Source organism: Spongiactinospora sp. 9N601, from assembly GCF_044326295.1.
Taxonomy (GTDB): domain Bacteria; phylum Actinomycetota; class Actinomycetes; order Streptosporangiales; family Streptosporangiaceae; genus Spongiactinospora; species Spongiactinospora gelatinilytica.
Genome location: NZ_JBIRBB010000001.1, coordinates 446802 through 465286, shown reverse-complemented (window position 1 = coordinate 465286; position 18485 = coordinate 446802). Strand labels below are relative to the sequence as shown.

Here is an 18485-nt window from a genome sequence, read left to right as displayed (position 1 = left end):
CGACAAGCGGCGAGGCGGTCAGCCCGCGGTGGACTGACGCGCCTGGACGGCCTGCTGGTAGAGCCTGCCCGCGCGGTAGGAGGAGCGCACCAGCGGCCCGGAGAGCACGCCCGCGAACCCGATCCCCTCGGCCTCGCCGGACAGCTCCACGAACTCCTCCGGCTTGACCCAGCGGTCCACCGGGTGGTGGCGGGGGGTCGGCCGGAGGTACTGGGTGATGGTCAGCAGGTCGCACCCGGCCTCGTGCAGGTCGCGCATGGCCTCGATGATCTCTTCGCGGGTCTCGCCCATGCCCAGGATGAGGTTGGACTTGGTGACCAGCCCGGCCTCGCGGGCCATCCTGATCACCTCCAGCGAGCGCTCGTAGCGGAACCCCGGACGGATGCGCCGGAAGATCCGCGGCACGGTCTCGATGTTGTGCGCGAAGACCTCGGGACGGCTGCCGAAGACCTCTTCCAACAGGCCGCGGTCGCCGTTGAAGTCGGGGACGAGCAGCTCGACGCCGCAGCCCGGCACGGCCTCGTGGATCTGCCTGGCGGTCTCGGCGTACAGCCAGGAGGCGCCGTCGGGCAGGTCGTCGCGGGCCACGCCGGTCACCGTGGCGTAGCGCAGGCCCATCCGCTTGACCGAGTCGGCGACCCTGCGCGGCTCGTCACGGTCGTAGCCGACCGGCTTGCCGGTGTCGATCAGGCAGAAGTCGCAGCGGCGGGTGCACTGGTCGCCGCCGATCAGGAAGGTCGCCTCGCGGTCTTCCCAGCATTCGTAGATGTTGGGGCAGCCCGCCTCTTCACAGACCGTGTGCAGGCCCTCGCGCCGTACCAGCGACTTCAGCTCGCTGTATTCGGGGCCCGTCTTCAACCGGGTCTTGATCCAGGGGGGCTTGCGCTCTATCGGGGTCTGGCTGTTTCGCACCTCCAGGCGGAGGAGCTTACGGCCTTCAGGAGCAACGGTCACGTCATCCAGCTTAAGTCCCGGCCGGCGGCGCGCTCCACGGGGTACCGTCCCCGCGCCCGGCGGCGGCGCCGCCTCATGTGATCAGGGAGAAGCCGCGCAGCGCGCGCGTGTAGTGGGCGAGCAGCTCCTCATCGACGGCGGCCGATTCGCCGTCGCTCAGCAGGCTCCGCACGGGCCCCTCGGAAGGCGTCTCGACGGCGCGGGCCAGGGCCGCCTGCCGGATGGCGGCGGCGTTCTCGCCGCGCAGGGCGGCGGCCTGGAGCGGCGCGACGAGGCCGCCGGGGGCGGCCAGGGCGGCCTCCACCTCGGCGAGCGCGCCGGGCGAGGCGATCTCGGCGGCGCGCCGCGCGGCCCGCTCGGCCGCCAGGGCGGTGTCACGGCGGACCAGCCGCCTGAGTGCGAGGTCCAGCAGCAGGACGGGGGCGCCGAGCACCCTGCCGACCGCGCGCCCGAACGTCCCCGCGGCCTCGTAGGAGGTGTCCGGGGCGCCGTACGCGCCGAGGGTGAACTGCATCTGCTCCTGCGCCCGCTGGCGGGCGCTGAGCGGCTCGCTGGACAGCAGCGCGTGCCGCCAGTGGCCGAGCGTGGCCAGTGCGCCGCCGACGACCAGGTCATCGGCCGTGTCGGGCCGGGTGCAGGCGGCGGCCAGCAGCGCGACGCGCTGGGCGGGGGAGGTGGCCAGCCACAGCGGCAGGCCGATGGTGAGCACCGGGCAGCGGCGCAGCCCCGTCCGCTCGTAGGTGGTGCCCGCGGCGAGGTCGCGCACCGCGATGAGCGCCGGGCGCGGCACTCCGGCCCGGTCGGCCACCCGGTCGGCCATCGCGTGGAGTGCGGGCGCGGCCTCGCGGGTGAGCGGTTCGGCGTCGCGGGCGAGCTTCGGCATCCGTGGGCGCAGGAGTACGCCGATGGCCGCGAACAGGCCGCCGAACAGCCAGGCGAAGGTGTACTGCGGGGCGCGGGCGATCGTCTGGACGCCCAGGGCGAAGAACGCCAGCGTGCCCAGGTGGACGACCAGCGAGATGGCGTAGGCCACGGCGCGCCGGGCCCACGTGCCCGCCCTCGCGGCGAACGAGCCCTCGGCTAACGAACCGGTGATCGACATGGCCGCAATGGTGACATCCGCCACCGACATCCGCCACCGGATCCGCACGGCGAAGTCTCAGGGGCGCAGCACGTCTTCCTCGGGCAGGTCGTAGGGCTTCATGCCGAGCGCTTCGGCCAGCCGCTTCTCGGCGTACGGCATGACCTCGTCCACCACGATCCTGCGCCCGGTCTCGGCCGACAGCGAGGACACCTGGGCCCCGGCGATGCCGCACGGCACGATCCGGTCGAACCAGCTCGCGTCGGTGGCGCAGTTGAGCGCGAACCCGTGCATGGTGACGCCTCCGGTCACCCGGATGCCGATCGCGCCCAGCCCCCTGACCGGATCTCCGTCGCCGGACCCGCCCGTCCAGACGCCGCTGCGTCCCGCGACGCGCCCGGCGCGCACCCCGAAGTCGGCGCAGACCTGGATCAGCATGTCTTCGAGCAGCCGGATGTAGCCCTCCACGCCGAGCGACGGGGGCAGCGCGATGATCGGGTAGCCGACCAACTGGCCGGGCCCGTGCCAGGTCATCCGGCCGCCCCGATCGACGTCGATGACAGGCGTGCCGTCGGCGGGCCGTTCGTGCGCGACGGTGCGGCGGCCGGCCGTGTAGACCGGTGCGTGCTCCAGCATCAGGCAGGTGTCCGGAGCCGCGCCGCCCGCCCGGCCGGCGTGGATCCGCCGCTGCAACTCCCATGCCTGCTCGTAGGGAACGTCGACCCCCAGCCGCACGATCGCCACCGCAGGTCCGCCGCCGCTGTGCGCCGTGGGGCGCATGTGCCGATTGTGTCGTTCCCTCACGCCACAAGCGTAGTACTCAGGACGTCAGCAGCCGCGGCTCGATCCGCAACTCCTTCACCCCGCCCGTGCCGTCGGGCTGGACGTGGTAGGCGTATCCGGCCGGATCGACCGTCACCGCCTGCACGAACTCGGTGCCGACGTAGTGCAGCGCGACCCCCTCGTCGGCCGCGTAGCCCTCGGGTAGCGCGCCGCCGGCGATCGACTCGTGCAGCACCGGACGCCGCTGCGGCTCGGAGTTGTAGTGGACGCCGCAGGAGTAGGGGAGCAGGGCGAGCCCTTCGGCCCACGGGCGCAGCTCCGGGCCGAAGGAGTCGGTGTTGCCGCCGACGTGCCAGCACAGCGCGCCCGCGCTCTGGCCGGACAGCACGACGCCGGCCCGCCACGCCTCGGCGAACGCCTCGTCCAGCCCGTGCGTGCGCCACAGGGCGGCCAGATTGGCGACGCTGCCGCCGGTGACGTAGATGACGTCCTGTTCGAGGATCCAGGCGCGCGGGTCTTCGACGTTGGGCATCGGGAACACGGTGAGATGACTGACCTCGGCGTCGAATCGCTGGAACGCACCGTACATCTTGGCCAGGACGTCGGTGTCGTCGCCGACCGCGGTGGCCACCAGGCCGAGCTTGGGCCGGTCCTGCCCGGTGAGGTCGAGGGCGTATCTCATCAGGGGGCTCGGCTCCCAGAACGCGTAGCACCGCACCTGCCGGAACGATCCACCACCAATGGCGAGGATATGGGACTGACCGGCCCTGCTCATACGGCTCTCCAGAATGGGGGGACAAATGAATGGATATCTTAAAATATGGCGGAAAACGCTTGGTCGAGACTCTTGTGGCGGAATATATATCCGCTTTCGGTCAGCTTTCCGGGGAGCGCCCGGGGGCCGGTAAGGACCCCCTCATCGGCGAAGCCCCCCAGTGCCAGGCGAAGCGCGAACGACGGAGGGCCGAGCGGCATCGCCGGTCGGCGCAACGCCTTGGCCAAGGTTCGAGTGAAATCTACATTGTTAACCGGGGCAGGGGAAGTCACATTGACCGGCCCAGTTATTTCGGGTTTGTGTAGGATGTATCGGACAGCGTCCACCCAGTCTTCCCTGGTTACCCAGGACCAGAACTGCCTGCCGGAGCCCAGCGGCGCGCCCAGGCCCAGCCGGAAGACCGGCAGCATCCTGGCCAGCGCCCCGCCCGTGGCACTGAGCGCCATCGAGGTGCGCAGCGGCACCACCCGGATGCCCGCCTCCTCCGCCCGCAGGGCCTCGGCCTCCCAGCGCGTCACGAGGGCCGGCAGGAACCCCTCGCCCGCGGGGGCGGACTCGTCCACGACGCGGTCGCCGGTGTCGCCGTAGTAGTGGATGCCCGAGCCCGACAGCAGCGCCTCGGGTTTGCCGGCGAGCCCGCTGAGCGCGGTGACCAGCGTGCGGGTGCCGTCGATCCGGCTGCGGACGATCTCCCGCCGGTAGGCGGGCGTCCAGCGCCGGTCACCGATCCCGGCCCCGGCCAGATGGACCACCGCCTGCGCGCCCTCCAGCACGCCGGGGTCGATCAGACCCTCCCGGGGGTTCCAGAACGACTCGTCGGGGCCTCGCGCGGCCCGCCGTACCAAACACACCACCCGGTGCCCGTCCTGGCGCAGCGCCGCGCTCAGCGCGCTGCCCAGTAGTCCTGACGCACCCGTCAAGATGATCGTCACAGTGCCAACCTACGCCCCTGCCACCGGTCCGGCGAGGACATCGGCACCGATAGGGCCCCCTGACAAAGCCCCCCGGATTCGGCCACGAGTTTTCGCGCGCAAGCGAAAGGCCGGGCCCGCCCGCCGAAGCGGACGGACCCGGCCACAGGCCCGCGATCGTACCCCCGGAGGGGAACGGTCAGGAGGGAAGGCCGAGCTGGTTTTCGAAACGGCCCTCTTCCAGGCGGCGCTTGATCGTGGTGAGGAAGCGCGCGGCGTCGGCGCCGTCGATCAGCCGGTGGTCGTAGGTGAGGGCCAGGTAGACCATCGAACGGACCGCGATGACCTCGCCGAGGTCGGGGTCGTCCACCACGGCGGCCCGCTTGACCACCGCGCCGGTGCCCAGCATGCCGACCTGCGGCTGGAACAGGATCGGCGTGTCGAACAGCGCGCCCCTGCTGCCGGTGTTGGTGAGCGTGAACGTCGCGCCGGCCAGCTCGTCCGGGCTCACCTTGTTGGCGCGGAACCGGTCGGCCAGGTCGGCGATCTTACGCGCGAGGCCGGGCATGTTGAGGTCGCCCGCGTTGCGCACGGTCACCGCGGCGAGCCCCTTCTCGGCGTCCACCGCGATGCCGAGGTGCTCGACGTCGTGGTAGGTCACCTCGTTGGTGTCGCTGTTGATCACCGCGTTCAGCTTCGGGTGCTGCTTGAGCGCCTCCACCGTGGCCAGCGCGAAGAACGGCAGGAACGACAGCTTGACGCCCTCACGCCGCAGGAACTCCTCCTTCGCCCGCTCGCGCAGCCGGGCGATCTTCGTCACGTCGACCTCGACGACCGTCGTGAGCTGCGCGGAGGTCTGCAGCGACTCCACCGTGCGCTTGGCGATGGTCTGCCGCAGCCGGGACATCTTCTCGGTACGGCCGCGCAGCGCGGTGTCGACCTGCACCGGCTCGGGGGCCGCCGCGGGAGCGGCGGCCGGAGCCTGGGCCGCGGGCGCGGCCGGAGCCGCGGGCTGCGCCGGGGCCTGCTGGGCGGTCGCGGCCTGCTCGCGCTGGGCGCGGGCGGCCTCAAGGACGTCCTGCTTGCGGATGCGCCCGCCGACGCCCGTGCCGTTCAGGGTGTCCAGGTCGACCCCGTGCTCGCTGGCGAGCTTGCGCACCAGCGGCGTGACGTACGGGGCCTCGCCGGTGGAGGGCAGCGGGGTGGGCGGCGGCGGAGCCTGCTCGGCCGGAGCCGGAGCCGCCGGAGCGGGCGCCTGCGGCTGCGGCGCGGGAGGCGCCTGCTGGGCGGCCGGGGCCGGCTGCGGGATCGAGGACGGCGGCGCGGGCTGCGGCTCCGGTGCGGGAGGCGCGGCGGGCGCCGGCTGGGCCTGCGGTTCGGGCGCGGGCTGCTCGGCGGGGGCGGCCGCCCCGGCGCCCGAGCCCGACTCGTCGATCACCGCCAGCTCGGCGCCGACCTCGACCGTCTCGTCCTCTGCGACGACGATCCTGGTGAGCACGCCGCCGGAGGGCGAGGGGATCTCGGTGTCCACCTTGTCGGTGGAGACCTCAAGGAGCGGCTCGTCGGCTTCGACGCGCTCGCCTTCCTTCTTCAGCCAACGGGTGACAGTGCCTTCGGTGACGCTCTCGCCGAGCTGGGGCATCGTTACGGAGACCGGCATGTGTGATTCTTCTCTCGCGTTTCCTGGGTTTCGCGGGCTTGTGGTCAGTTGTGCACGTGGAGCGGCTTGCCGGCCAGCGCCAGCATCGCCTCGCCCACGGCCTCGGACTGCGTGGGGTGGGCGTGGATGAGCTGCGCCACTTCGGCGGGCAGGGCCTCCCAGTTGTAGATGAGCTGTCCCTCGGTCACCAGCTCACCGACGCGGCGGCCGACCATGTGCACTCCGAGCACCGGGCCGTCCTGCTGCGCGATGATCTTGACCGAGCCCTGCGTCTGCAGGATCTGGCTCTTGGGGTTGCCCGCCAGGTCGTAGGTCATCTCGACGGTTTCGAGACCCCGCTCGCGCGCCTTGGCCGTGGTGATGCCGACCGAGGCGACCTCGGGGTCGGAGTAGGTGATCCTGGGCACGCCGTCGTAGTCGATCGGGATCGGGCCAAGGCCGGCGATGTGCTCGGCGACCAGGATGCCCTCGGCGAATCCCGCGTGCGCGAGCTGCGGCGTGGGGATCAGGTCGCCGACGGCGTAGACGCCGGGGACACCGGTCCGGCAGTACTCGTCCACCACGACCGTGCCGCGCTCGACGCGCACCCCGGCCTCCTCGTAGCCGAGCCCCGCCGTGACCGGCCCGCGGCCGACCGCGACCAGCAGCAGCTCCGCGTCGAGGGTCTTGCCGCCCTCGAGGGTGACCACCACCCCGGTCTCGGTGACCTTGACGCTGTCGAACCGGCTGCCCAGCTCGTAGCGGATGCCCCGGCGGCGGAACGCGCGCTCCAGGGCCTTGGAGCTCGACTCCTCCTCCAGCGGGAGCAGGTGCGGCAGCGCCTCGACGATGGTGACCTCGGCCCCGAACGAGCGCCACAGGCTGGCGAACTCGACGCCGATCACGCCGCCGCCCAGCACGATCACCGAGGCGGGCACCCGGCCCAGCGTGAGCGCGTGGTCGCTGGTGATGATCCGCTCACCGTCGATCTTCAGGCCGGGCAGCGACCGCGGCTCGGAGCCGGTGGCCAGCACCACGTTGGCGGCCCGGTAGGTCTGCCCGCCGACGCTCACCTGACCGGGCCCGGCGAGGCGGCCCTCGCCCTCGACGATGGTGACCCCCTTGCTCTTCAGGAGCCCCTGAACGCCCTTCCACGCCCTGGTGACGATCTTGTCGCGAAATCCGTGCACGCCCTCGATGTCGATGCCCTCGAACCGGGCCTTGACCCCGAACGTGGCGGCTTCGCGGGTCTCGTCGGCCACCTCGGCCGCGTGCAGGAACGTCTTGGTGGGGATGCACCCCCGGTGCAGGCAGGTGCCGCCGATCTTGTCCTTCTCGATCAGCGCGACCTTACTGCCCAGCTCGGCCGCCCGCAGGGCGCAGGCGTAGCCTCCGCTGCCGCCGCCCAGGACGACGATGTCGAAGTCGTTGGGGCTGCCTTCAGCCACGGGATAGCTCCTTGTCGGATTGGTCTTTCGCCGAGGCCAGGCGGGTGGCCCACCCTCGGCAATGGCATCTTTTCACTTGTGCGCGCGGTCCGTGACCAGGATCGGGGCGGGCCCGGGGGTCAGCGCGCGTACCGCTCAGCGATGCCGACGAGGGTCCGGGTGATGGCCCCCGTACCGCCCTTCGGCGTGTACCCGTGCGGCTCGCCCTTGTTGAAGGCCGGGCCGGCGATGTCGAGATGCGCCCACCGAACCCCCTCGGGCACGAACTCGCGCAGGAAGATCCCCGCGGTGAGCATCGCGCCCCACCGCTCGGGCTGCAGGTTGGCGATGTCGGCCACCGCCGAGTCGAGGCCCTTGCGCAGCTCGGCGGGCAGCGGCATGCCCCACGCGGCCTCGCCCTGCGCCGCGGCGATGTCCACGACCTCCTGGCGCAGCTCGTCGTCGTTGGACATGACCCCGGCGGTGCGCCAGCCGAGGGCGACGATCTGCGCGCCGGTCAGCGTGGCGACGTCGACGATCAGGTCGGGGTCGTCCTGGGCGGCGCGGGCGATGCCGTCGATCAGCACCAGGCGGCCCTCGGCGTCGGTGTCGAGGACCTCGACGGTCTTGCCGCTGTAGCTGGTGAACACATCGGAGGGACGCTGCGCGGTGCCGCTCGGCATGTTCTCCGCCAGGCACAGGTAGCCGATCACGTTGACCGGCAGGCCCAGCCGGGCCACGCCCACGATGGAGCCGAACACGGCGCCGGCGCCGCCCATATCGGACTTCATCCAGTCCATCGAGGCGGACGGCTTGAGCGACAGGCCGCCGGAGTCGAAGGTGATGCCCTTGCCGACGAAGGCGATGGTCTTGGCGGCCTCGGGGTGGGTGTAGGCCAGCCGTACCAGGCGGGGCGGCCGGGCCGAGCCCTGGCCGACGGCGACGATGCCGCCGTAGCCGCCCTCGCGCAGCGCCGCCTCGTCCAGGACCTCGACCGACAGGCCGTGCTCGGCCCCGGCCTGCTCGACCAGTTCGGCGAACCGCGCCGGCCACAGGTCGGAGGGCGGGGTGTTGACCAGATCGCGGACCAGGCTCACCGACTCGGCCACGACCGCGGCCTGCTCGACAGAGGCGGCGGCGCCCTCGGCCGCGCTGAGCACGGTCACCTCGGTGACCGGCTCGGGCACGTCGCCGGTGGTGCGGTACCTCGTGAACGCGTAGGCGCCCAGCAGGCCGCCGGTGGCGACCGCGTGGGCCTGCTCGGCCGTGCCGGCGGGCAGCGCGAGCGCGACCCGGGAGGTGCCGGTCAGCGCGCGCACGGCGGCGCCCGCCGCGCGGCGCAGGACTTCGAGGTCGAGGCCGTCTTCGCCGGGCTCGTCGCCGAGCCCCGCCACCACCAGGACCGGTGCGGGCAGCGCCCCCAGCGTCGGGACCTTGGTGATCTCGCCCGGCTTGCCCTTGGCGCCCAGTGCGGCCAGCGTGGCGGCGAACGTGCCGCCCAGGGCCGCGTCGAGTCCTTCGGCTCCGGGCGCGGGGCGGGGCCCGTCTGCTCCGGAATGGATTCCGACGACCAGCGCGTCGGTGTCGAGCGAGACGGAATCAGATGTGTTCAGCCGCACAGTGGTCACGTGAGCCGATGCTATCTGTGCGGACAGCTTAGGCATAAACGAGGGTTCGTCCCACCAATTCGTGTCCTCACCCTGCGTGGTCAGAACACTGCGAACACCAGCAGCGCGGCGGTCGCCGCGACCTCGCACAGGCCGCCCAGCACGTCACCCGTCACGCCCCCGAACCGGTCTGCCGCACGCCGTCCGACCGGCCAGGCGGCCAGCAGCCCGGCGAGCGCGGCACCGGGCAGGATGAGCGCGAGCGGGCCGGTCATGGGGATGGGCAGCGGCCCGTCGAAGGGCCCGATGAAGGGCGTCGGCTCGGGTTCGAGGAAGGCGGTGCTCTCGCCCGAGGCGGCATCGGGGTAGCTGCGGTCGAAGGACTCGTTCACTACGTATGTCCAGCCGTCCGTCTCGGCGAGGAGGCCCAAAGTGGCCAGCGCGATCAGGGTCAGGGCGGTGACGCCGAGCGCCGCCCACCGCCCCACGGTGCCGGCGACCATCGCGCCGAGCCCGTCCGGACGGGCGGCGGGCACCCCGGCCCGGCAGCCCCACATGATCGCGAGCCGCCCGGTGACGCACGCCGTGACCAGGGCGAGCGGGCCCATCTCGCTCCGGGCCAGCGCGATCACCTGCACCAGCAGCACCAGGCAGAGTGTCACCACGCCGAACGGGCCGATGTCCGAGCGGCGCATGACGTCCAGCGCCCCGGCGGCGGGCTTGCCGCTGCCGAGGCCGTCGGCCATGTCGGCCAGGCCGTCCAGGTGCAGCGCCCGGGTGAGCAGCGCGAGCGCGGCCACGGCGAGCACGGCCGCCAGCAGGGTCTCGCCGGTGAACAGGCTCGCCACCGTGAAGACCACCGCCGCCGCGCCGCCGAGCAGCACGCCGGCCAGCGGGGCGGCGAGCATGCCGCGACGGGCCACCGCCCGGTCCACCTCGACATGGCCGACACGCAAGATCGTGAAGGTGCCGAGGGCGAACCGGATCGCGGTCAGTAATCCAGAGGTCGATCCCTTGTCGTCCGACATGACGGCCGATGCTATCCCTGTGCGACCCCCGCCGCGTCAGACCGGCAGCGGCACCGGCCTGCCCGCGACGACCAGGAAAGACTCCTCCGACTCGCAGGCGAGGGCCTGGTTGAGCCGGCCCAGTGCGTCGCGGAACACCCGCCCGCTGCGGGTCGCCGGCACCACGCCCAGCCCCACCTCGTCGGAGACCGCGACCACCCGGGCCCCGGTACGCCGCCAGGCCGCCACCAGCTCCGCGCAGCGTTCCGCCACGGCGGCCTCGGCCCCCGGATCGTCGTCCCAGGCCCCGCACTCGCCGAGCACCGCGGCCAGCCAGGTGCCGATCCCGTCGATGAGCAGCGGCGCGTCCGGCGCTGCCGCGCGCAGCACCCCGGCCAGGTCGGTGGACTCGACGGTCTCCCAGTGCGCCGGACGGCGGCGGCGGTGTGCCTCGACCCTGGCCCGCCATTCGGCGTCGCCGCCCGGCTCGCCGGTCGCCACGTAGGTGACCGCCGGCTCGGCGGCCAGCCTCAGCTCCGCCTCGGCGGACTTGCCCGACCGCGACCCGCCCAGCAGCAGCGTCCGCCGCGCGGGCCGGGGTGTGGCGGGCGGGGCGTCGCCGGCCGCCACGACCGTCCCGTCGGGCACGGCCCGCGCCCCCCACAGCGCCAGCCGGCGGCGCAGTTCCGCCTCCGAGGCGACCCGGTGGTCGATGCCCACCGCGACCACGTGCGTGCGGGCGTCCACCGCGCCCACCCGGCGCAGCACCCCCAGCCGGGACGGCTCGCCGAGCAGATCGACCGCCACGACGTCGAACGCGGACACCGACGCCCCCGGCCGCCCGGTGTGGTGCAGCAGGCGCGCGCCGCCTGGGGCGGTGACCTCAAGGCCCAGCGCGGATTCCCGCACGGCGTATCCGGGGGGCGGGGGAGCGGTCGAGCCGAGGCGCAGGACGCCGTCCACGACGATCTCCAGCGGACGGCGCTGCGTGCCCTTCGCCGCCGCCCGCCCGCACGACGCGCACGGGCATCCGCCGGTGGGGTGGCCGAGCGCGCCCGCCGTACCCCTGAACTCCACCTTCATCCGGTCAGACTACGCATCTGATCTCGTGGGGTAGAGGATGGGACAAGGTGTCTTCGGGGCGGGATGATGTCGTCCGTACCGCCGGGACTACTGGAATGACTGGGGTGAGTCACGAGAGATGGGACGGGGATGGCTCGGTACAGGGTTCGCCGAGCGATTCAGGGCGCACCCGCCGAACCCGCGTAAAGGCCCGCGAAAAGGAGCGTATGGCATGGTGTGGCGCTGGCGTTACGAGAACGCGTCCGGTGGCGAGGTGACCGAGCGGATTCTGCCCCGCGAGCTGTTCCAGAGCCAGGCGGACGCGGAGTCATGGCTCGGCGAGAACTGGGGCGAGCTGCTGGAGCTGGGCGTGGAGCGGGTCACGCTGCTGGAGGAGGACCGCGTCGAGTACGCGGGGATGTCACTGCGGCCGGAGTGAACGGCGAGGCCCCTGGCGGTCCGCGCTCCGCGGCGCCGCCAAGGGGCCTCGCACCGGGGCCGGGAGAGCGTCAGTCACGGGTCTTGGGGCTCATCCGCTCCACCAGAGAGCCGTCGCGCTGGACGTGCTCCCCGAGCACCTGGTCGATCCGCTCCAGCACGTCGGCGCCCAGTTTCACACCGCTCGCCTTCACGTTCTCCCGAACCTGATCGGGGCGGGTGGCGCCGATGATGGCCGAGGAGACGTCCGGGTTCTGCAGTACCCACGCGATGGCGAGCTGGGCCATGCTCAGCCCGAGATCGGCGGCGATCGGCCGCAGGTCCTGCACCCGGGTGAGCAGGTCGTCGTTCATGAACCGCCCGATCGGCCCGGCGCTCACCGGGTCGGCCGCCCGCGAACCGCTCGGCGGGGCCTGGCCCGGCAGGTACTTCCCGGTCAGCACCCCCTGCGCGATCGGCGACCAGACGACCTGCCCGACGCCCTCCCGGCTGCACAACGGCACGACGTCGGCCTCGATGATGCGCCACAGCATGGAGTACTGCGGCTGGTTGGACACCAGCCGGTCGAAGCCCATCTGGTCGGCGATCTCCAGCGCCCGCTGGATCTGAGGGGCCGTCCACTCGCTGACGCCGACATAGAGGATCTTGCCCCGGCGCACGAGGTCGTCAAAGGTCTTTAGGGTCTCCTCCAGCGGGGTCTCATAGTCGTACCGGTGCGCCTGGTAGAGATCGACGTAGTCGGTCCCCAGCCGGCGCAGCGAACCGTCGATCGCCTCGGTGAGGTGCTTGCGGGACAGACCGCGGTCGTTCTGGCCGTCGCCGGTCGGCCAGAACACCTTGGTGAAGATCTCCACCGACTCCCGGCGCACGCCTTTCAGGGCGCGGCCGAGCACCTCCTCCGCCCTGGTGCCGGCGTAGGCGTCGGCGGTGTCGAAGGTCGTGATGCCCTCGTCGAGCGCCGCCCGCACACACGCGTGCGCGGCCTCCTCCTCCACCTGGGACCCATGGGTGATCCAGTTGCCATAGCTGATCTCGCTGACCATCAGGCCGCTGCGGCCGAGATGCCGGAATTCCATACATCTGACCCTAAACCGCGGTAATAGAAAGATCCGCTTCGGCTAGTGTGCCCCGTGATGTCGACGAGCTCATTGCGCCGCAGCGGCGCGGCGGGGCCCCGCCTCCTGGCCGTGGGGCTGCTGGTGGCGGGCGTGGTACTGGTGGTGGCCGGGGTGCGGGCGCTGCGGGCGTCCGCCGTACGGGAGGCCGTGCCCGATCACGAGCCGGGGCCGATGGTCACGTCGTGGCCGCCGGACCCGATCCTGGGCAAGCCCACGGAAGACGATCTCAAGCGCTATCGGCGGCCCGCCCGCATCCCGAAGTTCATCACCGCGCTGGAGCGGGCCGCCGGTGAGCCGCGTCGCGAGCCGGGGCCGGAGCCGGCTCCCGGGCCGCGCCGGCCGCTGGTGCGCTGGGGCGCGGTCGCCATCGCCACCGGGCTTGTGGTCTTCCTGGCGATGGCCTTCGAGCAGGCGGTCTTCCGCAAGGACCCCGCGACCCTGGAACAGGAGCACACCGGCACCGGCAGCGAAGGGCTGCTGCCCGTGTGGGGCGTCGAGGACTCCGGGTGCCCGCTCCCGGAGGACCGGAACGAGGGGGAGTGGGGCACGACGGCCTACGTCTGCTCCGGGCAGGAGGACTTCGTGGCCGGGCCCCGCGTCGTCGCGTCGCCCAAGCGGGTCGAGACGCCCGCTCCCGCACCGGTCGACCCGATGGCCACCGGCCACGCCCGCGCGGCCGGATGCGCCCCGCCGGACGCCGCGCCCGTCGTACGGCCGGTCAGGCCCGCCGTGACGCGCGCCGTGGGCCACCAGTGGCGGCGGATCGAGACCTGGCTGCGGGCCAACGCCCCGGACACCTACCGGACGCTGAAGCGCCCGGCCAAGGCCGGCATCATCGCCAAGGCCGAGGCGCAGATGGGCGTGCGGTTCCCCGACGACCTGCGGGCCTCCCTGCTGCGGCACAACGGCGCGGTGAACCGGGCGGGAGCCTTCGGCTACCTCGGGGCCACGGCGATGGGCGTGCGGGAGATACGCGACAACTGGCGGGTCAACTGCCGTGTGGTGGCCGCCCAGGGCGGCGCGATGAGCCCGCGCGAGGGCTGGTGGCACGGCAGGCTGGTGCCGTTCGGCGACTACGGCAACGGTGACCTGATGGTCACCGACTCCTCGGGCGGGGAGGTCGGCGAGGCGAACCACGAGACGGGACTGCGCTTCGACGGGGCCGTCCCCAGCTATCACGCCATGCTCAAGCGCACCGCGGACGCCCTGCTGCGCGGCAGGCCCGTCGAAGGGATGTACCCGGTCGTCAAGAACGGCCGCCTGGAATGGGACACCCGGCGCGGCTGAGCCAGGTGGGTATCTGTGGTACCTGTCCTACTTGTCCTTTGGCTGCTTGGGCGGCACCGGCCTGCCGCCGGGCAGGAACAGCGGCGGCGGGAAGCGCAGCTTGCGGATCTGCAGCGCGCGCATCGCCGCGTAGAAGCCGACGCCCCGCACGCTCTCGTCGGGGAACTTCTCCGCCGCGACCTTCTTGACCTTCCACGACACCCAGATGGAGGTGAAGAGCACGCCGACCATCATGACCGGCCAGCCCACGGTGATGACCACCGTATAGACGTAGCCCTGGACGGGCGGCGGGAAGGGGATCATCGTGGCCAGCAGGATCACCAGCGAGAACGGCAGGAAGTACTGGCTCACGATGCGCCGCGAGTCGACCCAGTCACGGGCGAATCTGCGCACCGGGCCACGGTCGCGGGCCGGGAGGTACTTCTCCTCGCCGCGCATCATGCCCTCACGGGCACGCGAGCGCTCGGCCGCCTGCCGCTCGCGCATCTGGCGGTAGGCCTCCTTGCGGTTGGCAGGCGCGGTGACCGGCCTGCGCCGCTCCTTCTCCGCGTCACTGCGCTTACGCGTAGGGCGGCCCTTGCCCTGGGGCTTAGGATCGGTTATGGAGTTATCGTTGGCGAGGACGGGGGACTCGTCCACGTCCTGCTGGGTGCGGCGTCGGAACACGGTGTCAGCCTACCGGGAGTGCAACTTAATGACGCCCCCGCGCGTTATGCGTAGGGTAATCCCAAGGCGGCTCCATTGGGGGCGTACGAGCGGGGAGACCCGAGGCGGAAGTGAAGAAGGGGACGGCCAACGCGCATGAGCGTGATGAAGAGACTTTCCATGATCTTCAAGTCCAAGGCCAACAAGGCCCTGGACAAGATGGAAGATCCGCGCGAGACCCTTGACTACTCCTACCAGCGGCAGCTTGAGCTGCTGCAGAAGGTGCGCAGAGGAGTCGCCGACGTGGCCACCTCGCGCAAGCGGGTCGAGTTGCAGATCAATCAGCTCGAACAGCAGGGCACCCGCCTGGAGGAGCAGGGGCGCAAGGCGTTGGCGGCCGGCCGCGAAGACCTCGCCCGAGAGGCGCTGACGCGCCGCAGCGGCCTGCAGACCCAGGTCGCCGACCTGCGCTTGCAGCACAACAACCTCCAGGCCGAAGAGGAGAAGCTGACCACGGCCTCCCACCGGCTACAGGCCAAGGTCGACGCCTTCCGCACCAAGAAGGAGACCATCAAGGCCACCTACACCGCGGCCGAGGCACAGACCCGGATCAACGAGGCGTTCTCCGGCATCTCCGAGGAGATGGGCGACGTCGGCCTGGCGATCCAGCGCGCCGAGGACAAGACCGCGCAGATGCAGGCGCGGGCCGGGGCCATCGACGAGCTGCTGGCCAGCGGCGCGCTCGAAGACTTCACCGGGCAGCGCGACGACATCCAGGCCGAGCTGGACCGCATGGGCGGGGGCAGCGACGTCGAGCTGGAGCTGCAGCGGATGAAGGCGGAGCTGGGCCAGGGGCCCGCGCCGCGTGACGCGATCGGACCGGGCCAGCCCGGCCAGGCCCAGCAGTACCAGCAGCAGCCCCAGTACCAGCAGCAGCCGCCGCCGCAGGACTACCAGCAGCACCAGGACCGCCCCCCGACGCAGCCGTACCAGGCACAGCCACACCGGCCGGGGGAGGGCGCATGATCGTCCGCATCATGGGAGAGGGCCAGATCGAGGTGGCCGCCGCCGACATCGGCGTCCTCAACGATCTGGACGGCGAGCTGGAGGCGGCGATCCAGACGGGCGACGAGTCCGTCTTCCGGGTCCGCCTGCACGCTCTGCTGGACAAGGTCCGCGAGGTCGGCAAGTCGCTGCCGGACAACAGCCTGGAGCCCTCCGAGCTGATCCTGCCGCCGTCCGACGCCTCCATGGAGGAGGTCCGGGAGATGCTCGGCGACGAGGGGCTCATCCCCGGCTGAACGCGCGAGACCCGGCCGGATGACACCCGCCCTTCCGGTGATCGGGCACGTCACGGCAGGGCGCGCCCTTGGATCGGTCACCGGTACGGGCGGATAGCGTGGTGTCATGACACGTACCCGGTTCGCCGCTGACCGGGGCCTGACCGGCCGCATGGTCATCACCCTGTTCCTGATCGGCCTGCTCTACGTCGCCTTCGTGGCGGTCCTCATCGCCTTGGGAGTGCGGGCCCTGACGGTGCTGGCGCTGGCCTTGGTGCTGCTGGCCGTCCAGTACTTCCTGTCCGACAAGATCGCTCTGTTCGCGATGAACGGGCGAGAGGTCACCCCGGGGCAGGCACCCGAGCTGCACGGGGCGATCGATCGCCTGTGCGCCATGGCCGACATGCCCAAGCCCAAGGTGGCGATCGCCGACTCGGACGTCCCCAACGCGTTCGCCACCGGGCACAGCCAGAAGAAATCCGTGGTCTGCGTGACCACGGGCCTGCTCCGCCGCCTCGAACCCGACGAGCTGGAAGGCGTGCTCGCGCACGAGATGTCCCACGTCGCGCACCGCGACGTGGTGGTGATGACGATCGCCTCCTTTCTCGGCATCGTGGCGGGGCTGATGACCCGCTTCGCCCTTTACAGCGGCCTCGGCCGCGGCCGGGACAACCGCGGCGGCCCGCCGATCGGGCTGATCATCCTGCTGGTGTCCGGCCTGGTCTACGCGCTGAGCTTCCTGCTCACCCGGGCCTTGTCCCGCTACCGCGAACTCGCCGCCGACCGCGCCGCCGCGCTGCTCACCCAGCGGCCCTCGGCGCTGGCCGGCGCGCTGACCAAGGTGAGCGGCGAGATGGGCCGCATCCCGACCCGCGACCTGCGCAGGGCCGAGCCGTTCAACGCCTTCTTCTTCGCGCCCGCGCTGTCCTCCGGCGCGAGCCTGGCAGCGCTGTTGTCCACCCACCCGCCCCTTGCGCGGCGGCTCCAGCAGCTCGCCGAGATCTCGGCACAGCTCGGCCGGGGCGCGTGATGGGGTGGCTGGACGCGCTGCTCGGCCGGAGCAAGCCCAAAAAGCCCGATCTTTCCGCGCTGTTCGCGCTGCCCTCCGCCGCGGTCACCCTTGAGGCGGCCACCGGCCTGACCCCGTCGGGCACCGGGTCCGTGGCCTTCCGCGCGGCCGAGGGCGGCGCGTTCGCCGCGCTCACCCGCGACGCCAAGGCACTGCTCGGCGACGGCGTGGAGGAGTCGGTCGACCCCTACGGCTACACCTGGCTGCTGCTGCGCCGCCCATCCGCCGACCTCGGCTCCCTGGTCACCGAACTGCACGCGGTCAACTCCACCCTGGAGAGCGCCGGGTTCGGGCCGTCGCTGCTGTGCTCGCTGGTGTCCTTCACCGGCGGGCAGCGCCGGCTGGCCATCGTCTACCTCTACAAGCGCGGCACGTTCTACCCCTTCGCCCCGCTCACCGGAGAACACCGCGACACCGCCCTGGAGCTACAGGTCCGGGCCGCCCTCTCGGGCGAGCTGAAGATCGAGCCCGACCTCGGCAGATGGTTCCCCGTGTGGGGCGCGCCCGGGCTTTGACCCGAAATCGGGTCGTGACGTCCGGCGCGTCGCCTGCCAGGCTGAGAGCCGGTACGGCCGAGCCTAGGGGGACGCGCATGAGAACGTGGACGCACGCCGACCACACGCGGGCGGTGGGCGATGAGATCAACCGGATGGCGAAGACCGTCACCGGGCATGACATGTCGGCGCCCACGCCGACCTGTCCCGGATGGGACCTGGGCGCGCTGATCGCGCACACCGGTGTCATCCACCGCTGGGCCGCCGCGATGGTGCGCGACCTGAGCCCGGAGCGGTACCACCGCGGCGAGATGGACTTCGGCGAGCCGGAACACCGGGCGGACTACCCCGCCTGGCTCGCCCGGGGCGCCGAGATCCTCCAGGAGGCCCTGTCCGGCCAGGAACCGGACGCCCCGATGTGGGCCTGGGGCGGCGACCGGCACGTCCGGTTCTGGTCGCGCCGCCAGTTGCACGAGACCGTCGTCCACCACGCCGACGCCCAGATCGCGATCGGCATCGCCCCGGCGATCGACGAGGACATCGCCGCCGACGGGGTCGAGGAACTGTTCGACCTGCTGCCGTACGCGCGCGGCGGGGCCCCCGCCCGCGAGCTGACCGGGGACGGCGAGACGCTGTCCTGGCAGGCCGACAGCGGCGCGGGGTGGGTGGTGACCCTGGAACCCGGCGGGTTCTCCTACCGCCGCTCACCGGAGCCGGGCGACGTCACCGTGCGCGCCGCCACCTCCTCCGACCTGCAACTCCTCGTGTGGGGCAGGCGCAGGGCCGACGACTACTCGATCGACGGCGACAGCGGGCTGCTCGCCTGGTGGCTGTCCCACTCGGCGGTCTGAACGTCACCGCGCGGCCCGGCCTGCACGGCCGGGCCGTTCTCCATCGGGGCCGTCTCT

19 protein-coding genes are annotated in these 18485 nt (G+C 72.1%); 7 read left to right on the top strand and 12 right to left on the bottom strand.

The window, feature by feature from the left end:
- Nucleotides 1-18: 18 nt before the first annotated feature.
- From lipA to ACH34R_RS01970, 10 genes are all read right to left on the bottom strand, one after another.
- On the bottom strand, nucleotides 19-954 hold the full coding sequence (gene lipA, locus ACH34R_RS02015; RefSeq protein WP_397559550.1) for a lipoyl synthase: 936 nt from the start codon (nucleotides 952-954) through the stop codon (nucleotides 19-21).
- A 73-nt stretch (nucleotides 955-1027) separates the two neighbouring features.
- Nucleotides 1028-2056: a M48 family metallopeptidase gene (locus ACH34R_RS02010; protein ID WP_397559549.1), complete on the bottom strand. Its 1029-nt coding sequence runs from the start codon at nucleotides 2054-2056 to the stop codon at nucleotides 1028-1030.
- Nucleotides 2057-2113: 57 nt separating this feature from the next.
- A complete protein-coding gene (lipB, locus tag ACH34R_RS02005) occupies nucleotides 2114-2815 on the bottom strand; it encodes a lipoyl(octanoyl) transferase LipB (RefSeq protein WP_397559548.1) in 702 nt (233 codons plus the stop codon).
- Between the two features lie 40 nt (nucleotides 2816-2855).
- Nucleotides 2856-3500 carry a Type 1 glutamine amidotransferase-like domain-containing protein gene (locus ACH34R_RS02000; protein WP_397559547.1) on the bottom strand — a complete coding sequence of 215 codons (645 nt, stop codon included), beginning with the start codon at nucleotides 3498-3500 and terminating at the stop codon, nucleotides 2856-2858.
- 131 nt (nucleotides 3501-3631) lie between these two features.
- Complete coding sequence (locus ACH34R_RS01995; RefSeq protein ID WP_397559546.1) at nucleotides 3632-4525, bottom strand: TIGR01777 family oxidoreductase; 894 nt, start codon at nucleotides 4523-4525, stop codon at nucleotides 3632-3634.
- Between the two features lie 178 nt (nucleotides 4526-4703).
- Nucleotides 4704-6164 carry a 2-oxoglutarate dehydrogenase, E2 component, dihydrolipoamide succinyltransferase gene (gene sucB / locus ACH34R_RS01990; RefSeq protein ID WP_397559545.1) on the bottom strand — a complete coding sequence of 487 codons (1461 nt, stop codon included), beginning with the start codon at nucleotides 6162-6164 and terminating at the stop codon, nucleotides 4704-4706.
- 44 nt (nucleotides 6165-6208) lie between these two features.
- Nucleotides 6209-7591 (bottom strand): dihydrolipoyl dehydrogenase, encoded by a 1383-nt coding sequence (gene lpdA / locus ACH34R_RS01985; protein ID WP_397559544.1) that lies wholly within the window; start codon nucleotides 7589-7591, stop codon nucleotides 6209-6211.
- A gap of 119 nt (nucleotides 7592-7710) precedes the next feature.
- Nucleotides 7711-9234, bottom strand: a complete 1524-nt coding sequence (locus ACH34R_RS01980) for a leucyl aminopeptidase (RefSeq protein ID WP_397559543.1) — start codon at nucleotides 9232-9234, stop codon at nucleotides 7711-7713.
- Nucleotides 9235-9278: 44 nt separating this feature from the next.
- Nucleotides 9279-10205 (bottom strand): adenosylcobinamide-GDP ribazoletransferase, encoded by a 927-nt coding sequence (locus ACH34R_RS01975; RefSeq protein WP_397559542.1) that lies wholly within the window; start codon nucleotides 10203-10205, stop codon nucleotides 9279-9281.
- A gap of 36 nt (nucleotides 10206-10241) precedes the next feature.
- The gene (locus ACH34R_RS01970) at nucleotides 10242-11267 is read right to left on the bottom strand and encodes a bifunctional adenosylcobinamide kinase/adenosylcobinamide-phosphate guanylyltransferase (protein WP_397559541.1); all 1026 of its coding nucleotides are present in this window, start codon (nucleotides 11265-11267) and stop codon (nucleotides 10242-10244) included.
- Nucleotides 11268-11478: 211 nt separating this feature from the next.
- Here ACH34R_RS01970 and ACH34R_RS01965 point away from each other — a divergent pair, with 211 nt between their 5' ends.
- Nucleotides 11479-11685: a hypothetical protein gene (locus ACH34R_RS01965; protein ID WP_111165761.1), complete on the top strand. Its 207-nt coding sequence runs from the start codon at nucleotides 11479-11481 to the stop codon at nucleotides 11683-11685.
- A gap of 70 nt (nucleotides 11686-11755) precedes the next feature.
- On the opposite strand, the gene ACH34R_RS01960 is transcribed toward ACH34R_RS01965, so the two are convergent.
- Complete coding sequence (locus ACH34R_RS01960; RefSeq protein WP_397559540.1) at nucleotides 11756-12760, bottom strand: aldo/keto reductase family protein; 1005 nt, start codon at nucleotides 12758-12760, stop codon at nucleotides 11756-11758.
- Between the two features lie 57 nt (nucleotides 12761-12817).
- Here ACH34R_RS01960 and ACH34R_RS01955 point away from each other — a divergent pair, with 57 nt between their 5' ends.
- A complete protein-coding gene (locus tag ACH34R_RS01955; RefSeq protein WP_397559539.1) occupies nucleotides 12818-14089 on the top strand; it encodes an SMI1/KNR4 family protein in 1272 nt (423 codons plus the stop codon).
- A gap of 27 nt (nucleotides 14090-14116) precedes the next feature.
- Here ACH34R_RS01955 and ACH34R_RS01950 read toward each other — a convergent pair whose 3' ends face one another.
- Entirely contained in the window at nucleotides 14117-14755 is a 639-nt protein-coding gene (locus ACH34R_RS01950; RefSeq protein WP_397559538.1) for a DUF3043 domain-containing protein, read from the bottom strand.
- Nucleotides 14756-14890: 135 nt separating this feature from the next.
- Between ACH34R_RS01950 and ACH34R_RS01945 the strand changes: the two genes are divergently transcribed.
- The 5 genes from ACH34R_RS01945 (at nucleotide 14891) to ACH34R_RS01925 (ending at nucleotide 18428) form a co-directional block, all read left to right on the top strand.
- Nucleotides 14891-15760, top strand: a complete 870-nt coding sequence (locus tag ACH34R_RS01945; protein WP_397559537.1) for a PspA/IM30 family protein — start codon at nucleotides 14891-14893, stop codon at nucleotides 15758-15760.
- Complete coding sequence (locus ACH34R_RS01940) at nucleotides 15757-16035, top strand: hypothetical protein (RefSeq protein ID WP_113980414.1); 279 nt, start codon at nucleotides 15757-15759, stop codon at nucleotides 16033-16035. Before ACH34R_RS01945 ends, ACH34R_RS01940 begins: the two co-directional genes overlap by 4 nt.
- Before the next feature lie 106 nt (nucleotides 16036-16141).
- Complete coding sequence (htpX, locus tag ACH34R_RS01935; protein WP_397559536.1) at nucleotides 16142-17044, top strand: zinc metalloprotease HtpX; 903 nt, start codon at nucleotides 16142-16144, stop codon at nucleotides 17042-17044.
- Nucleotides 17044-17598, top strand: coding sequence for a hypothetical protein (locus tag ACH34R_RS01930; RefSeq protein WP_397559535.1), 555 nt, complete (start codon nucleotides 17044-17046; stop codon nucleotides 17596-17598). The genes htpX and ACH34R_RS01930 overlap by 1 nt, the downstream gene beginning before the upstream one ends.
- A gap of 77 nt (nucleotides 17599-17675) precedes the next feature.
- Complete coding sequence (locus ACH34R_RS01925) at nucleotides 17676-18428, top strand: maleylpyruvate isomerase family mycothiol-dependent enzyme (protein WP_397559534.1); 753 nt, start codon at nucleotides 17676-17678, stop codon at nucleotides 18426-18428.
- Nucleotides 18429-18485: the final 57 nt, after the last annotated feature.

What these genes read in the sequence shown, in the direction of transcription:
- htpX (WP_397559536.1), top strand. Translation starts at nt 16,142, where the DNA reads ATGACACGTACCCGGTTCGCCGCTGACCGGGGCCTGACCGGCCGCATG.
- ACH34R_RS01970 (WP_397559541.1), bottom strand. Translation starts at nt 11,267, where the DNA reads ATGAAGGTGGAGTTCAGGGGTACGGCGGGCGCGCTCGGCCACCCCACC.
- ACH34R_RS01955 (WP_397559539.1), top strand. Translation starts at nt 12,818, where the DNA reads ATGTCGACGAGCTCATTGCGCCGCAGCGGCGCGGCGGGGCCCCGCCTC.
- ACH34R_RS01925 (WP_397559534.1), top strand. Translation starts at nt 17,676, where the DNA reads ATGAGAACGTGGACGCACGCCGACCACACGCGGGCGGTGGGCGATGAG.
- ACH34R_RS01980 (WP_397559543.1), bottom strand. Translation starts at nt 9,234, where the DNA reads ATGCCTAAGCTGTCCGCACAGATAGCATCGGCTCACGTGACCACTGTG.
- ACH34R_RS01975 (WP_397559542.1), bottom strand. Translation starts at nt 10,205, where the DNA reads ATGTCGGACGACAAGGGATCGACCTCTGGATTACTGACCGCGATCCGG.
- lipB (WP_397559548.1), bottom strand. Translation starts at nt 2,815, where the DNA reads ATGCGCCCCACGGCGCACAGCGGCGGCGGACCTGCGGTGGCGATCGTG.
- ACH34R_RS01965 (WP_111165761.1), top strand. Translation starts at nt 11,479, where the DNA reads ATGGTGTGGCGCTGGCGTTACGAGAACGCGTCCGGTGGCGAGGTGACC.
- ACH34R_RS02000 (WP_397559547.1), bottom strand. Translation starts at nt 3,500, where the DNA reads ATGAGATACGCCCTCGACCTCACCGGGCAGGACCGGCCCAAGCTCGGC.
- ACH34R_RS02010 (WP_397559549.1), bottom strand. Translation starts at nt 2,056, where the DNA reads ATGTCGATCACCGGTTCGTTAGCCGAGGGCTCGTTCGCCGCGAGGGCG.
- ACH34R_RS01930 (WP_397559535.1), top strand. Translation starts at nt 17,044, where the DNA reads ATGGGGTGGCTGGACGCGCTGCTCGGCCGGAGCAAGCCCAAAAAGCCC.
- sucB (WP_397559545.1), bottom strand. Translation starts at nt 6,164, where the DNA reads ATGCCGGTCTCCGTAACGATGCCCCAGCTCGGCGAGAGCGTCACCGAA.
- ACH34R_RS01940 (WP_113980414.1), top strand. Translation starts at nt 15,757, where the DNA reads ATGATCGTCCGCATCATGGGAGAGGGCCAGATCGAGGTGGCCGCCGCC.
- ACH34R_RS01960 (WP_397559540.1), bottom strand. Translation starts at nt 12,760, where the DNA reads ATGGAATTCCGGCATCTCGGCCGCAGCGGCCTGATGGTCAGCGAGATC.
- ACH34R_RS01945 (WP_397559537.1), top strand. Translation starts at nt 14,891, where the DNA reads ATGAGCGTGATGAAGAGACTTTCCATGATCTTCAAGTCCAAGGCCAAC.